At 66.2% G+C, this 14,969-nt stretch carries 12 protein-coding genes, 1 tRNA gene and 1 pseudogene; 3 read left to right on the plus strand and 11 right to left on the minus strand.

Annotated features, from left to right (window positions below; genetic code table 11):
- Nucleotides 1–25: 25 nt before the first annotated feature.
- The 9 genes and pseudogenes from OVA12_RS13700 to OVA12_RS13740 all read right to left on the minus strand — a co-directional run.
- A pseudogene (locus OVA12_RS13700) lies at nucleotides 26–226 on the minus strand (UvrD-helicase domain-containing protein); the annotation flags it as partial.
- Nucleotides 196–1,515: a double-strand break repair protein AddB gene (gene addB, locus OVA12_RS13705; protein ID WP_268138198.1), complete on the minus strand. Its 1,320-nt coding sequence runs from the start codon at nucleotides 1,513–1,515 to the stop codon at nucleotides 196–198. The gene addB and the pseudogene OVA12_RS13700, both read right to left, overlap by 31 nt.
- Nucleotides 1,500–2,738, minus strand: coding sequence for a hypothetical protein (locus tag OVA12_RS13710; protein ID WP_268138200.1), 1,239 nt, complete (start codon nucleotides 2,736–2,738; stop codon nucleotides 1,500–1,502). The genes addB and OVA12_RS13710 overlap by 16 nt, the downstream gene beginning before the upstream one ends.
- Nucleotides 2,708–3,349, minus strand: coding sequence for a hypothetical protein (locus OVA12_RS13715; protein WP_268138202.1), 642 nt, complete (start codon nucleotides 3,347–3,349; stop codon nucleotides 2,708–2,710). Before OVA12_RS13715 ends, OVA12_RS13710 begins: the two co-directional genes overlap by 31 nt.
- Nucleotides 3,349–4,083: a nucleotidyltransferase family protein gene (locus OVA12_RS13720; protein WP_268138204.1), complete on the minus strand. Its 735-nt coding sequence runs from the start codon at nucleotides 4,081–4,083 to the stop codon at nucleotides 3,349–3,351. The genes OVA12_RS13715 and OVA12_RS13720 overlap by 1 nt, the downstream gene beginning before the upstream one ends.
- A 164-nt stretch (nucleotides 4,084–4,247) precedes the next feature.
- Nucleotides 4,248–5,795, minus strand: coding sequence for a tRNA (adenosine(37)-N6)-threonylcarbamoyltransferase complex ATPase subunit type 1 TsaE (gene tsaE / locus OVA12_RS13725; protein ID WP_268138206.1), 1,548 nt, complete (start codon nucleotides 5,793–5,795; stop codon nucleotides 4,248–4,250).
- 8 nt (nucleotides 5,796–5,803) lie between these two features.
- Nucleotides 5,804–8,329: a sensor histidine kinase gene (locus OVA12_RS13730; RefSeq protein WP_268138208.1), complete on the minus strand. Its 2,526-nt coding sequence runs from the start codon at nucleotides 8,327–8,329 to the stop codon at nucleotides 5,804–5,806.
- A 229-nt stretch (nucleotides 8,330–8,558) separates the two neighbouring features.
- Nucleotides 8,559–9,947 (minus strand): adenosylhomocysteinase, encoded by a 1,389-nt coding sequence (gene ahcY / locus OVA12_RS13735; RefSeq protein WP_268138210.1) that lies wholly within the window; start codon nucleotides 9,945–9,947, stop codon nucleotides 8,559–8,561.
- A 362-nt stretch (nucleotides 9,948–10,309) separates the two neighbouring features.
- Nucleotides 10,310–10,395: transfer RNA gene (locus tag OVA12_RS13740), tRNA-Leu, on the minus strand.
- A 175-nt stretch (nucleotides 10,396–10,570) separates the two neighbouring features.
- Here OVA12_RS13740 and OVA12_RS13745 point away from each other — a divergent pair.
- Nucleotides 10,571–11,545 (plus strand): complex I NDUFA9 subunit family protein, encoded by a 975-nt coding sequence (locus OVA12_RS13745; RefSeq protein WP_268138212.1) that lies wholly within the window; start codon nucleotides 10,571–10,573, stop codon nucleotides 11,543–11,545.
- A gap of 78 nt (nucleotides 11,546–11,623) precedes the next feature.
- Here OVA12_RS13745 and OVA12_RS13750 read toward each other — a convergent pair whose 3' ends face one another.
- Nucleotides 11,624–11,881 carry a DUF1127 domain-containing protein gene (locus tag OVA12_RS13750; protein WP_268138214.1) on the minus strand — a complete coding sequence of 86 codons (258 nt, stop codon included), beginning with the start codon at nucleotides 11,879–11,881 and terminating at the stop codon, nucleotides 11,624–11,626.
- A gap of 148 nt (nucleotides 11,882–12,029) precedes the next feature.
- On the opposite strand from OVA12_RS13750, the gene OVA12_RS13755 reads away from it, so the two are divergent.
- Nucleotides 12,030–13,043, plus strand: coding sequence for a helix-turn-helix transcriptional regulator (locus OVA12_RS13755; RefSeq protein ID WP_268138216.1), 1,014 nt, complete (start codon nucleotides 12,030–12,032; stop codon nucleotides 13,041–13,043).
- 35 nt (nucleotides 13,044–13,078) lie between these two features.
- Here the strand turns inward: OVA12_RS13755 and OVA12_RS13760 are convergent, their stop codons facing one another.
- The gene (locus tag OVA12_RS13760; protein WP_268138218.1) at nucleotides 13,079–13,360 is read right to left on the minus strand and encodes a response regulator transcription factor; all 282 of its coding nucleotides are present in this window, start codon (nucleotides 13,358–13,360) and stop codon (nucleotides 13,079–13,081) included.
- A 159-nt stretch (nucleotides 13,361–13,519) separates the two neighbouring features.
- Here OVA12_RS13760 and OVA12_RS13765 point away from each other — a divergent pair, with 159 nt between their 5' ends.
- Nucleotides 13,520–14,956, plus strand: a complete 1,437-nt coding sequence (locus tag OVA12_RS13765; RefSeq protein WP_268138220.1) for a helix-turn-helix domain-containing protein — start codon at nucleotides 13,520–13,522, stop codon at nucleotides 14,954–14,956.
- Nucleotides 14,957–14,969 lie beyond the last annotated feature (13 nt).

Genomic DNA, 14,969 nt, shown 5'->3' on the forward strand with positions numbered 1-14,969 from the left:
CGGCGGCTGCCGCCTTGGTGAAGGTGAGGCAGAGGATGCGCGAGGGATCGGTGCCGTCGAGCAGCAGCCGCACGACGCGGCGGGACAGGACGAAGGTCTTGCCGGAGCCGGCGTTGGCGCTCACCCAGGCCGAGGCGCCGGGGCGCGAGGCAAGGTCCTGGCGCTGGCGGGTGGCGAGCGGGATCTGCGGCTTGCTCATTCGCCCTCTCCTCCGCCGATCGCCCATTCCTTGACGCGGGCCAGATGGTCGTAGGGCCCGTTCATGTCGCGCTCCTTTTCCACGCGCGCGCGGGACAGATAGCCCTTCGCCTCATCCTGATAGGCGGCGATGAGCGCTTCCAGCCGCTGCCATGAGGCTTCCGCCAGTTCGCCGACGCTCATGTCCTTTGGCGTGCGGCCCTGTTCGCTCAGGGCCTCGCGCGCGCCTTTCAGCTGCAGGTAGAGCAGCTCGGACACGGGCCGGTCGGAGGGAATGCCGGCAAAGCCGCCGCGGGTGATCATCGCCACTTCCAGCGGCAGCTGCGGCGACAGGAGCGCATCCACCTGCTTCTGGCTCGGCGCCTGGCCGGTCTTGTAGTCGATGACCGACAGGGTGCCGTCGGTCAGGAGATCGATGCGGTCGGCGCGGCCCGTCAGCCGGAATTCGGCCCCCGGCAGCACCAGCTCCGCCCCGCCACCGATCTCGACGAAGCGGTTGGAGACACGGGGGTCGCGCGACCGCTCCCAGGCGACGAAGCCTTCGGCGATGCGCAGGAAGCGCGGCCACCACAGCGCCCGCACGGCCGGGAAAGCATCCAGCGGCGCAAACACCTCCTCGCCAATCTCCGTCAGGCGGGCGACGGCCGTGTGATCGAACGGGCCATCCCAGTCGGCAAGAAAACGCGCCAGCGCATCGTGGATGATCGTGCCCTTGTCTGCCGCCCCCGGCGCGCCGCCAACCGGATCGACCGGCTCGAGACCGAGCACGCGGCGGGCGAAGATGGCGTAAGGGTCGCGCACCAGCCGCTCGATCTCGGTCACCGACAGCTGGCGCGGCCGGGCAGCCAGCGGCGGCTTCGGCTCCGGCCGGGCGGCGGGGGTCACCGGACCATCCGGGCGGTCGAGACGGGTGGTGAGGTCCAGCCAACGGCGGCCACGGGCGGCCATCTCCGCTTCGGCCTGCGGTCCGGCGAGGGTCAAGAGCCTTTGCAGCCAGCGCGAGGTCACCGTCGGCGCGCCATCGGCACGGGCCGCGCGGGACAGGATCACGCGCCGCGCGCCCATCCCTTGCACGAAATCATGCGCGCCGGCGCCGATGCGGCGTTCCGGCGGTTCCAGCCCGAGGTCGCGCTTCATCGGCCGGTTGAGCCAGGGATCGTTGCGGGTGCGCTGCGGCCAGACGCCTTCGTTGAGGCCGCCAAGGATGACCAGATCCGGCCGCTGCAGACGCGCTTCCATCGGTCCCAGGATCTGGATGCGCGGATCGCCGGGCAGCCGGCGGCGCACGGCGGTGCCCGCGATCAGCGCCGAGAACACCGAGGGCCACTCGCGCGCGCCGGCACGGCAAGCCCGGCGCGGCCCGCTTCCATCAGGCCGGCGAGGGCGAGGGCCAGCGCATCACCGGTCTCGCCGCGATAGAGTTCCGCCTCGCTGCCCGTCTCGTCGCCGGCGATGGCCTTCAGCACCTCGGCATGGGCGCTGGTCAGCTCGACAACGGGCACGGGCCCGTCTTGCTCGGCCAGGCGTTCCAGCGGCGCCAGGGCCGCGCGCAGGCGGGCGACGAGATCCTCGACGGCGGTCCAGTCCGCCTCCACCAGCTTTTTCCAGCGCGGCACATGCGCGCCCTCGGACGCGAGACGCGCAGCAGAGATGGCCTCGGCCAGCCCGCCGGAGCCCAGGCGCGGCAAGGGGCCGCGCAGGACGCCGCGTTCCAGCGACCGGGCCGCGGCGCGGATTTCCTTCGCCGGCAAACCCAGCCGGGCAAGCGGATGTTTCAGGAGCGCGAGCAGGTCCAGCGGCACGCAGCCCTCCAGCGCCAGCCGGGCGGCGAGCATGGCGAGCACGGCGGGTGGGGTCTGGTCGAGCGGCCGCCCGGCGCTGTCGTCGACGGTGATCGACCAGCGGCCCAGCTCCTCGGCGACACGGCGGGCCAGCAGGCGGTCGGGCGAGACGAGGGCAGCCGTCTCGCCGCGCTCCAGCGCCTCGCGCAGCGCAATGGCGACCGCCAGCGCTTCCTCGGCCTCGTTGCGGGCGGTCAGCAGCTCCACCTCGGTGAGCGCTTCCGCCCGCGCGTCGGGCGAGACGCGGGCGAGGTAGCCGGTCCAGCGGTCGGTGGTGGCCGCCGGGCGCAGGGCCTCGCTGACGAGGCGCGCGCGGGCGACAAGCCGGGGGCTTTCCGGCGGGCAGAGCGCCAGCACGTCGCGGCGCAGCACCTTCAGCCGGTCGAGCAGCAGCTTCAGGCCATATTGCGGATGACCGCTGACACTGCCCTCGGTGAAGGCGGGGGCGGGATGTTTCGCGCTGAGGCGCGGCCGCGGCGCCTCGCCAAGCGCCTCCCACGAGGCGTCATCCATGTCGAGATCAAGCCCCGGCAGGACGATTGCCCCGCGCGGCAGGTCGGCGACGGCGGCGAGAAGCTCGGCCGTGGCCGGAACCGATCCGGTGGAGCCGGCGACGATGACCGGGCCCTGCGGCGGCGACTGGCGCAACCGCGCGGCCTCGCGGCGGATCAGGGCGGAGCGGCGCGCCTTCGGGTCCATCGCGCCGCATTCCTCGAGATAGGCCTAAGCCAGGCCTTGCGCACGATGTCGAGGAATTCCAGCGTCACCTGCCAGTAGCGGGCATGGTCATCCGGCACCAGGCGGGACAGGTCTGACCAGTCCGCTTCCTCCGTCTCCAGCTCGTCCATCAGCGTGATGAGATCGCCCGCCAGCCAGGCGGCGTCGGCGGCGGAGGCCGGCAGGCCAAGCGGTTCGTCGGCGGAAAGCCGCAGCACCTCGCGCCGCAGGGCCGCCTTCCAGCTCATCACCAGCCGGGTCATGGCAAGACGGCGTTCCAGCAGTGGCAGCTCGGGCGGCAGCGCCTCGCCGTCGGCCACCGCCTCCAGCACCTGGGCTTCCTCGTCGACATCACCAAGCGGGCGAATGCGCGGCAGGAGCACCGGACGACCGCCGAAGATCTGCTGCACGAGCATGGGAAGATTGCGCGCCGCGCGCCGGGTCGGCAGGTAGAGCGTGACGGTGGACAGGAGCAGCGGATCGTCCAGCGGCCGGAAGCCCTCGATCAGCCGGCCTTCGGCCAGCGCCGCGATCAGCTCGCGGGAGAAATCCGCAGAGGCCGGGATGGTGAAGATCCGCCGCGCCGCCGGCATCAGTCGGCGCTTTCCCGCACGGCAGCCTCGGCAGCGGCAATGTCCTTCGGCGTGCCGACGTGCAGCCAGATGCCTTCCATCAGGACACCGTGCAGTCGCCCTTCGGCTATGGCCCGGTCGAACAGCACGTTGAGCGAGAACTTGCCCTCCGGCGCGCCATCGAACAGCCGCGGCGAGAAGATGGCGGCCCCGGCATAGGCAAAGGGCGTGACGTAACGCTCCGGGCGACGGGTCAGGCGGCCTTCAGTGTCCATCAGAAAGTCGCCGCGCCCCTCGTAGCCAACCGAGTTGATCAGATCGGAAATGAGCAGCAGGCCATCCATGAGCTCAGGGTCGAAGGCGTCGATCATGTGCTCGAGATTGGGCTTCACGCCCTCGATCCAGTAGGCCGTGTCGGCGTTGAGCAGGAAGAAGGGATCGGTGCCCAGGACCGGCAGGGCCTTGACCACGCCGCCGCCGGTTTCCAGCACGGTGTCGCGCTCGTCGGAGATGATGATTTCCATGTCCTGCCGCCGCCGGGCGTGCACCTCGACGAGGTCGGCAAGGTAATGCACGTTGACGACGCAGCGCTTCACGCCCGCAGCCGCCAGCTTGTCCATGCCGTGGTCGATCAGCGCCTTGCCGTTGACCTCGATCAGCGGCTTAGGCGTCGTCGCCGTGATCGGTCGCATGCGCTTGCCGAGACCGGCGGCGAGGATCATGGCGGTGTGGGGACGGAACGGGCGGGCAGACATGACAGGGACCTGGCTGGAGTGCGAACGACGGTTCGCCAGAAAGTAAGAAAAGGGCAGCATGGTCTCAAGCCATGCTGCCCTAGCTGTGACTGCTTCGCGGAGGGAGTGCAAGTGCGCCGCGCGGCGGCAGACGGTTGCAGCTGTCGCCCGGCCTTGCGGCCGTGTCAGCCGCCAATCCGCTTGTGGAACCAGTGGTTCAGGTCGGCCAGCACCGGATGGGCCAGCGCCCGGTCGAGATAGCCGGCCATGCGTGGCAGATGCGCCATGTAGCCGGGCTTGCCCTCACGCAGGTTCAGGCGGATGAACAGGCCGAGAATCTTGGCAACGCGCTGGGCCGCGGTCACCGCATAGGCGGCATGGAAGGGCTCCGGATCGAACCGCATGTCCACCGTGCGGCGCGCGGTGACATAAAGATCCACCAGATGCCGTTCCAGCTCGTGTGGCATGTCGACACGGGCATCGAGCGCCAGCGACGACACGTCATAGGCCAGCGGTCCGATGACACAGTCCTGATAGTCGATGAGGCCAAGCCGGTCGACGCCGTGCCGCTGCTCGCGCCAGATGATGTTGGGCGAATGATAGTCGCGCAGCACCCAGCCGGTTTCTGCATGCGCGATGTCATCCAGCGCCTTGTGCCAGAGCGCGTGATATTCCTCGCGGACATCGGTGGGAACAAAGTCTGGCGAGACCGGAACACCGGCGCGCCAGGGCACGTACCAGTCGAGGAACAGGTCGGCTTCCGTCAAAAGGGCACGGCGAGAATACGCCGGGATCGTGTAGCTGCCGCCGCCGGGCAGAGGCAGCGTCTCGGACCAGGGCGCGCTCGCGTGCATGTCGGCGAGCAGCAGCGCTGCAGCCCCGTAGCGCTCCGGGATCGGGGCTCGGTCGTGCACCATGGTGTCGGTGCCCAGATCCTCCAGCACGATGAGGCAGCGGTCTTCATCGGCGGCAAGGATTTCGGGGGCAGCATAGCCGCGCCGGCGCAGTTCCGTCGTCAGCGCAAGAAACGGCGCGATGGTGCGGGCGCGGTGGACGATCTCGCCGTAGCTGGGCGTTTCGCCGGGACCGGCCAGCTTGTACAGCGGCGGTGCATTCATGACGATCGCGCTGGCGCCGTCGAAATGCAGCCGCTCATAGGTGCGCGCAGCGGCGTCGCCGATCAGATAGCGGCGGGAGGCCTGGCCCCAGCCGGCCGCATGCATCAGGCTGCGGATGGCGATGGTGCGTTCAAGCCTTGCGCCCCAGCGGGCGGCCGTCTCAGCCTCACGGGCCGAAAACACCACATGCCTGCCGTCGTCGTCGTGGCCGGCGCTGAACGTCAGGAACAGGGCGCCGGACGGCAGCAGATGCCCGGCCTTTTCCGGCCACTCGACCAGCGCCGCGCCCGTTGAAACCAGCTCGTCGAGCCCGAGTTCGAGCAGCTCTTCCGGGTCTTCCAGCCGGTAGAGGTCGAGATGCGAGACAGTCAGGCGCGGCAGATCATAGGTCTGCACCAGCGTGAAGGTCGGGCTTGGAACCTCCAGCGTGCTGTTGGCCGCAAAGGCGCGCAGCAGGGCGCGGGCGAAGGTCGACTTGCCGGCCCCGAGGTTCCCGGACAGGGCGATCAGATCACCGGCGGAGAGGAGGGCGGCCAGATCTTCCGCGAGCCGGACGGTCGCGGCTTCATCGGCAAGATCGAGGCTGAAAAGCTCGGTGGCGGGAACAGGCGCCATGAAAGTCCTTATTCGGCGGCAACGCGGCCGCTTGCTTCCGGCCGGGCCGGGAAGATGCAGGTGACCGTGGTTCCGGCGCCTTCGCGGGATTCGATCTCCACTTCCCCGCCATGCAGCTCGACGAAGCTCTTGACGATGGAAAGGCCGAGACCGGCCCCACGTCTGCGGGCCCCGGAATCATGGCCGACAAAACGGTTGAACACGGCCTCTATCATGTCCTGCGGAATGCCGCAGCCGCGATCCTTTACCGTGAACACGATGCTGCTGCCGCGCCGGCCGCAGGTGATGTCGACGACGCCGCCCTTGTCGGAATAGCGCACGGCATTGGCGATCAGGTTGAACAGCACCTGGCGCAGCCGGCGCTCGTCAGCCAGCATGGTGCCGATGTCGTCCGGCACATGGGTGCGCAGGGTGATGTCGGCGTCCGCGAGGCGGTCCTTCAGCCCTTCGACAGCGGCAACCACGGTCTGGGCCACATCCACTTCGCTGAGATCCAGCTCCATGATGCCCGCATCGATGGTGGCGAGATCGAGAATGTCGTTGATGATGGCCAGCAGCGCGGAAGACGAGGAGAGGATGTAGTCGGCATATTCCGACTGTTTGTCGGACAGGTCGCCGAACTTCGGATCCGACAGCAGCTGGGCAAAGCCGATGATGTTCGTCAGCGGCGAGCGCAGCTCGTAGGACACGTGCTGGATGAAGGCGTTCTTCAGCTGGTCGGCCTGCTGCAGCGCTTCGTTCTTGTCAACGAGGGCGCGCTCGACATTGACGCTGTCGGTAACGTTAACGAAGGTCACCAGCGTGCCGCCATCCGGCAGGGGCACGGTGGCGTAGTCCAGCACGGTGCCGTCACGGCGCTCCATGCGCCCGGCCAGATGCGTGCGGCTGTCCATCAATCCGGTGACCGAGCCCGCAAGCTGACGCCAGGCGTCTGCTTCGTCGGAAGTGGCAGCGCAGCTGTCGACGACCTCGTTGACATGGGGCAGTCCTGCGAGACGTTCTTCCGACAGATGCCAGATCCGGCCGAATGCCGGGTTCCACAGGCGCAGGCGGCCATCGGAGCCGAACACGGCGACGGCTTCGGACAGGTTGTCGAGTGTTTCGCCCTGGACGCGGATCAGCGCGTTGTAGCGGCTCTCGAGATCCAGGCGTTCGGTGACGTTCTCGTAGATGTAGGTGACACCGCCCTGCGGATGCGGGTTGGCAATGACGCGCAGCGTGCGGCCGTCCGGCAGGTGCCACCAAAATTCGCGCGCTGCCAGAGACTGGTAGCTTTCCAGCATCTTGGTCCGCCAGCCGCGATAGTCGGCCTGCTCCGGCAGTTTGCGGCCGGCGCGCAGCGTGTCGAGTACGGTGCCGTCTTCCGGATTGCCATCGAGGAAGGCCGGGTCGAGGTCCCAGAGCGCGCGGAAGGCGGCATTGTAGAACTGCAGCTTGCGGTCGGCGCCATAGATCGCGACGGCGGTCGCCAGCTGGTCCAGCGTGCGGCCGTGGAATTCTTCGGTCCGCAACAGTTCCTTGCGGATGCGGTCCAGTTCGGACACGTCGATGGCCAGAGCCGCGCCGCCATGCAGGTTGCGCGCGTCGGTCACCTCGAAGATGCGGCGTTCGCCGGCGGCCACGATCGGCATGCGGGCGGAGAAGCTGCCGTCGGCCTGACGGTCCCTGCGGATCGCCTCGCGGGCGGCAGCGTCGAGGAAGTCGATGTTGCCTTCCACCGCGCGCGCCGGATCTGCGGCGTCAACGGCATGGGCATAGGCGGAGTTGGCCCAGGTGATCCGACCTTCGCTGTCGCTCTGCCAGGCTGGTGCAGGCATGGCTTCAAGCAGGGCGCGCAGCGTTGCCAGTTCGCCGGCAAGCTGGGTGTTGAGCGCGCCAAGTTCAGCCTGTGCCTGACGGTCGCCAGTCAGATCCGACAGGCGCAGCACGGCGGATGCGCCTGCGGTCCGTCCAACGGCTTCAACGAATGTCTGCGCGCGCGTCTCGAGCGTCAGGGCGAAGGCCTCACCGGCAGCGCGCAGCCGCAGGAGATGATCTTCCAGACGTTCGGCCGATTTCGGTTCGAGCCAGCTGCCGAAGGCGAGCAATTGGGCAGGCGCGCGCGGAACGCCGGAGCTTTCCGGCAGCACGCCCCAGATGCCGGGTCTGGCACCAATCCGGGTGCCTTGCGCTTCTCCGGCATCCGTCCAGGCGATGATCCGCTGGCCGTCGGTGTTGAGCAGCGATTCCAGCCGGTCGACCGTGAGGCGCAGGTCCTGCGTTTCCGCAGACATGTCCTCGATCTTCTCGTTGGAGATGCGGCGATTGCGGATGTAGGCGAGCGATGCGGTGATGGCAAAGGTAACGGCGCCGCCAAAGGCTGCGAGCCAGGCCATCTGCACAGGTTCAACAGGCGTGCCCTCGGCAGCCGCCAGCGCCACGCCGGCATGCGCGATCACGGCCAGAACGCTGACGCCAGAAAGGGATATCGTTTTCAGAATCCGTCCCCGCCGCCCTGCGCTAAAGCGCAAGCGTGACACGCCGACTGCCGGCATTTCAAAATCCTCATTCGCCGCCAAAAAGTCCGGCCGGAGGCCGGAGTCCTCAAGGAAATGCCTCATTTCCCCTGATTCGTCCTGACCATACCGCGTTCGAGAATCGCGCTAAAGAGTCTGTTGCTGAAAAGTTAACAGGCCCCGCTTTGGGGCGGGGCCTGTGGATCGTTCTTTTCCGCAGGGTAAGACTGCGGATCCTTACCAGATATTGTGTCTGGTCGGCGTCAAATCAGTACTTGTAGTGTTCCGACTTGAACGGACCCGCCTTCGCAATCCCCAGGTATTGGGCCTGATCGTCGGACAGTTCGGTTAACGTAACGCCCAGCTTCTCGAGGTGCAGACGCGCAACCTTCTCGTCGAGGTGCTTCGGCAGGACGTAAACCTCGTTCTTGTAGTGGTCGCCGCGGGTGTAGAGCTCGATCTGCGCCAGCACCTGGTTGGTGAAGCTCGCCGACATGACGAAGCTCGGGTGACCGGTGGCGTTGCCAAGGTTCACGAGACGGCCCTGCGACAGGAGGATCATCCGCTTGCCATCCGGGAACACGACCATGTCGACCTGGTCCTTGACCGGACGCCACTGGAAGTTCTTCAGCGCGGCAACCTGGATCTCGTTGTCGAAGTGGCCGATGTTGCAGACGATGGCCATGTCCTTCATCGCCCGCATGTGGTCGAGGGTGATGATGTCCTTGTTGCCGGTGGCGGTGACGAAGATGTCGGCGGTGCCGGCAACCTGGTCGAGGGTCTTGACGTCAAAGCCGTCCATCGCCGCCTGCAGGGCGCAGATCGGATCGATCTCCGTGACGATGACGCGTGCGCCGGAGCCTGCGAGCGACTGGGCCGAGCCCTTGCCCACATCGCCGTAGCCGCAAACCACGGCGACCTTGCCCGACATCATGACGTCGGTGCCGCGGCGGATGCCGTCAACCAGCGACTCGCGGCAGCCATAGCGGTTGTCGAACTTGGACTTGGTGACGCTGTCGTTGACGTTGATCGCCGGGAACGGCAGCTGGCCCTTCTTCTGCATTTCATAGAGACGCAGCACGCCGGTGGTGGTCTCTTCGGTCACGCCCTGGATGAGGTCGCGCTGCTTGGTGAACCAGCCCGGGTTCTTGGCCATGCGCTTCTTGATCTGGGCAAAGAGGTATTCTTCCTCTTCCGACTTCGGGTTCTCGATCAGGCCGGTCTCGCCGGCTTCGACGCGGGCGCCAAGCAGGATGTAGAGCGTGGCATCGCCGCCGTCATCGAGGATCATGTTGGCACCTTCCGGGAAGTCGAAGATGCGGTCGGCGTAGTCCCAGTATTCTTCCAGCGTCTCGCCCTTGGTGGCGAACACCGGAATGCCGGCGGCGGCAATCGCGGCGGCAGCCTGGTCCTGGGTCGAGAAGATGTTGCAGGAGGCCCAGCGGACATCTGCGCCAAGAGCGACGAGGGTCTCGATCAGAACGGCCGTCTGGATCGTCATATGCAGCGAGCCGGCGATGCGGGCGCCCTTCAACGGCTTGGAGGCACCGAATTCGGCGCGGCAGGCCATCAGGCCCGGCATCTCGGTTTCGGCGATCTCGATCTCGGTGCGGCCCCAGTCGGCGAGCTTGATGTCCTTGACGATATAGTCGGTCATGAAAATGTCCTGTGTCTGACGGGCCAGTGGCCCGGCGCGGGGCGGAAAACGCATCTGGCCACAGGGCGTGCCCGGTCGGAATCCGACCGGTCCCCCTGCAGCAACCGTCGTCCTTATACCCCGCGCGGCGCGGCCCTGCAATTCGGATATAAAGCTTTCTTTATATCCCATTCGAAAAGCTGCGAACGGGGTAAAGGAAGAATGGACGGCGCGGAAAACTGCTGTCCGCAAGCGCCTGCACGAATAAACGCATTCTGGGAGAAGGTGGCCGGGGAGCGAAGAGTGCTGGGGCCTAAAACGAAAAAAGGCCCGGAGAACCGGACCTTTTTCATTCGGACCTTGGTAGTGGTCCGAAGCGGATTTGGTGCCCAGGAGAGGACTCGAACCTCCACGCCTTGTGAGCGCTAGTACCTGAAACTAGTGCGTCTACCAATTCCGCCACCTGGGCTGTGAGAGGGGCTTTTAAGGATGGCTCGGGGGGTTGTCAACCGGCCTTTTGAGGAAAAATGTGTTTGTGTACATCGTGCCTTCACACTGGGCTGGCAAAGGTCTAAGAACCCTCCGGTAGGGCCGTTTCCGGACGGCTGTGGATTTCTCAAGCGACGCGACAAGGAGCGGCAGGCATGTCCAAGGCGCTCAACGGAAAACTCGTAACGGTGTTTGGCGGTTCGGGCTTCATTGGCCGCCATGTGGTTCAGGCGCTGGCGCGCCGTGGCTACCGCATCCGGGCGGCCGTGCGCCGGCCTGATCTGGCCGAGCACCTGCAGCCGCTGGGCGGCGTGGGCCAGATTATGCCCGTGCAGGCCAACCTGCGTTACCGCTGGTCTGTCGACCGTGCGGTCGAAGGCGCCGATGCGGTGGTCAACCTCGTCGGTATCCTGGCCCAGTCCGGCAAGCAGACGTTTGATGCCGTGCAGGCCTTTGGTCCCCGCGCCATCGCTGAGGCGGCACGTGGTGCCGGCATTTCTGCCGTCACCCATCTCTCCGCCATCGGCGCTGATGCGGGTTCTGATGCGGACTATGCCCGCACCAAGGCAGCTGGCGAGGCGGCTGTCCTGGAAACACTGCCGGACAGCATCATCCTGCGTCCGTCGATCGTGTTCGGTCCGGAAGACCAGTTCTTCAACCGCTTTGCCGCAATGGCGCGGATGTCTCCGGTTCTGCCGCTGATCGGTGGCGGCGAGACGAAGTTCCAGCCCGTCTATGTCTGCGATGTTGCCGAAGCCGTCGCCAAGGCGGTTGATGGCCAGCTGGCTGCCGGTTCCGTCTACGAACTTGGCGGACCGGAAGTGAAGAGCTTCAAGGCCTGCCTGGAACTCATGCTCGAGGTCATCCAGCGCCAGCGCGTGCTGCTGCCGATTCCCTTTGGCATCGCCGGACTGCAGGCTGGCATTCTTGAACGTCTGCCGGGCAAGCTCCTGACCACAGATCAGGTCCGCATGCTGAAGAAGGACAATGTCGTCTCCGCCGAGGCCGAAGCTGCTGGCCGGACGCTTGCGGGCATGGGCATCAATCCGTCGTCGATGGCCGCTGTCCTGCCGACCTATCTCGACCGGTTCCGCGAACGCGGCCAGTACGACGCGCACCGCCTCGCCTGAGGTGCTTCGCCGCACGATCATGCGGCCCATCATGAAATACAGAATCGCGGCCCTGCGGGGCCGCGATCCGCATCGGGCTCATAGCCGGTGCACCCGGTGTCGTTGCAAGGTCTCGGCATCGTAGCGCTCGCTGCGCCAGCGGCCGTCTTCGCCGCGCATCAGACCGATATCCTTCAGCAGCCGCTCATCGAGGTAAGACAGTTCCCGGTTGGCTTGCCGCGCGACGCGCATGCGGCCAATGGCTTGCAGGATAAGGCGCAGCAGCGACGCCACGCCCGAGCTGCGCCGTGAAATCAGGGTAGGGTCGTTGCGAGTCATGGCTTGTCCCGTCGTCATGTCCAGTCTCCTTGCGGCGGCCAATCCGCCATGACCTCGACACTGACAGACCAATCCTGACAGCAGCGAGTCAGCTTTGATCTCGTTTTGTTCTTAGCGTATAGATTTTTTTCGAATCGATGCCTGAACCCTGACGAGCGTTGGCCCCATGAACCCGATCGACCGTGCCCTGGGCATTCTGCTGCTGCTTTCCAGCGGCAAGCTGGTGACAGCGACAACATTGTCCGATCGATTCGGCGTGTCCCTGCGCACGATCTATCGTGACGTCGAGCGGCTGATCTCGCTCGGAGTGCCCGTCGAGGCCGAACGCGGCGCGGAAGGGGGCTACCGGCTGTCCGGAGCCTATCATCAGCCCCCTGTTGCCCTGACGCGGAAGGAGACGGCTGCCCTGCTCGTGGCCCTGGCCTTCGTGCGCGGCATCCGCGCGACGCCTTTGGCTTCCGAGCTGGAGACGGCCGAACGCAAGCTGATCGCAACGCTGCCTCGCAGCGCCCAGGATCTGTTGACCCGAGCGGAACGGATCATCGGCATCGAGCCCATGCCCGTCGATGTCTTTCACCACGCGACGCAGGCACCGCCCGCCGGCGAGTGGCAGGCTGCGCTTGACGGGTTCATGGATGGCATCCTCTCCGGCTGCCGCGTCCGTTTTCAGCACCGCAATCCGGCGCGGGACGAGCTGCGCGAGCACGAGGTTGAGCCCTACGGCATCCTGTTCGACCGCAATCTCTGGTATCTCGCCGGCCGCTCCGTCGACGCTGATGACCTGCGCATCTATCGCGCCGACCGGCTGCGCAATCTCACGGTAACCGGACTTCGCTTTCGCGCGCCGAAAGAATTCTCGGTCGAATCCCTGCTTGGCGGGGCCTGGCTGTCGCGTGCCATGCGCCGCTGGGCGCAGGAAGATGGCCTCGCCGAACTCCGCGTGACCGCCGAACAGGCACGCCGCCTGTCCCAGGATTGGTTTTATCGCCACGCGCTGTTCACGCCTGATGGCTCAGGCGGGGTGCGGGTGCGTCTGGCCGATACGTCGGCAGGGCGGCTGTATCCGTTGGTGCGCTGGCTGGGGCCAGGCGCGGAGCTGATCGCCCCGGCGGAGCTGCGCGCAGGTCTGGCACAGGAGCTTGCGGCCCTGGCCGCCGCACATGGCGGACAGCCATCATGATCCGGATCTTGCCAGCCTCTGGTGAGGCCGTCCTGTCAGGCGAACGATTCGGCGCGGATCAGCATGGCGACCGCATGGATGCGGTTACGCGCCTTCATCCGGCGGACCGCTGCCGCAATGTGGGTCTTCACGGTGGCGACGGAAATGTCGAGCCGATGGGCGATCTGCTTGTTGATCATGCCTTCGGCCAGCATGCGCATGACATCCTTTTGCCGGTCGGTCAGCAGCGACACGCGCTCCTCGGCCAGCACGACGCCCGCCGGGCGGGACTTGAATTCAGCCGCGCGATGCCAGTTCTCCGAAACGCTATCCAGCATGTCTCTCTCCCGCCATTGGCTCACTTGCCGAAATCCCGGAATTGCGCATGTCGGCTCCGGTGGACTGAACCCTAGCTGTTTTGGCGGCTTGTAGCGATATGCAAAGAAGTGATATGTTAAATTGCGAAGAATTCGCATTTTGAGGGGGCGGCCGCAGGCATGGCCAAGAAACTTTTTGCCGGTCACGTGCTGCGCAAGCTGCGCGAGCGCGCGGGGCTGACCCAGGTCGCCTTTGCCAGCCGCCTTGACCTGTCGCCCTCGTATGTGAACCAGCTTGAAAGCAACATCCGGCCGATGTCGGCGTCAGTGCTGATCGCTGTAAGCCGCGAATTCGGGGCTGATCTTGCCAGTTTCGAGGCCAGCGATCTGGATCGTCTGGTGGCTGATCTCGGCGAGGCCTTCGCCGACACGCGCTTTCATGATGGCAGCGTCGGGTTGCTGGACCTGAAAAGCGTCGCCACCCATACGCCTGACTTCGCCCGCGCAGTCCTTGGCCTTTATGGCGCGCTGCGCCGCATGAGCGAGCAGCAGGCGTCACTTGATGATGCGATGGATTCGCAAGGCGAGGCGGCTGGGCGCGGCCCCCGCATGGTGCCGCCCTTTGACGAGGTGCGCGATCACTTCCACTACATCGACAACTATGTCGACGCCCTGGATGTCAGCGCGGAGGCGCTGGCGGCGCGGCTGGGACTTGCCTGGCATCCGGACCGCTTTGCTGTGCTGACGGGCTTTCTGGCCGATGAGCATGGCGTGCGCGTGGACGTGACCGAGCGGACCCGGGCCGACGGCCCGATTGCCTCCTTCAATCCGCGCAGCAAGACCGTGACGCTGGACCGGGCCTTGCCGCGTTCGGCCATGGAATTCCAGCTCGGCTGCCTGATTGCCGACATCACGGCTGATCCGCTGATTTCAGGACATGTCCAGAAGGCCGGGTTCCGCAGCCAGGCCGCGCGCGACATCTGCCGGCTTGCCTTGCGCAACTATTTCTCGGGCGCGTTGTTGCTGCCCTATGGCAGCTTCCTGTTGCTTGCCAAATCCTACCGTCACGATCTCGATCGCCTGATGGTGACGACCGGCGCCAGCCTCGAACAGATCTGCCATCGCCTGTCCACCTTGCAGCGCACAGGGGAGAAGGGGGTTCCGTTCTACTTCCTGAAGGTTGACCGGGCCGGCAATGTGATCAAGCGGCACAGCGCCACAAGGTTCCAGTTTGCCCGCTATGGCGGTGCCTGCCCGGTGTGGAACGTGCACGAGGCCTTCGAGAATCGCGACGGTCGCCTGCAGGCGCAGGTGGGCGAGATGCCGGACGGCAGCCAGTATCTCTGCCTCGCCCGGTCGATCTCCAAGCCCACCGCCCGCTTTGGCGAGCGGGAGCGGCGCTATGCGCTGGGGCTCGGCTGCGAACTCAAATACGCCGACATGATCGTCTATGCGGACGAGCTGGGCCTGACGGACCGGGTCAATCCCGCGCGCATCGGCATCAACTGCCGCATCTGCCCGCGCAGTGACTGCCAGGACCGTGCCTTCCCCGCGCTCGACAAGGAGCTGCTGGTCGACCAGCGCGCGCGGGGGATCGTTCCATTCTCTCTCAGGTAGCTTTGTGCGTCGG

Source organism: Pannonibacter sp. SL95 (assembly GCF_026672425.1).
Classification (GTDB): domain Bacteria; phylum Pseudomonadota; class Alphaproteobacteria; order Rhizobiales; family Stappiaceae; genus Pannonibacter.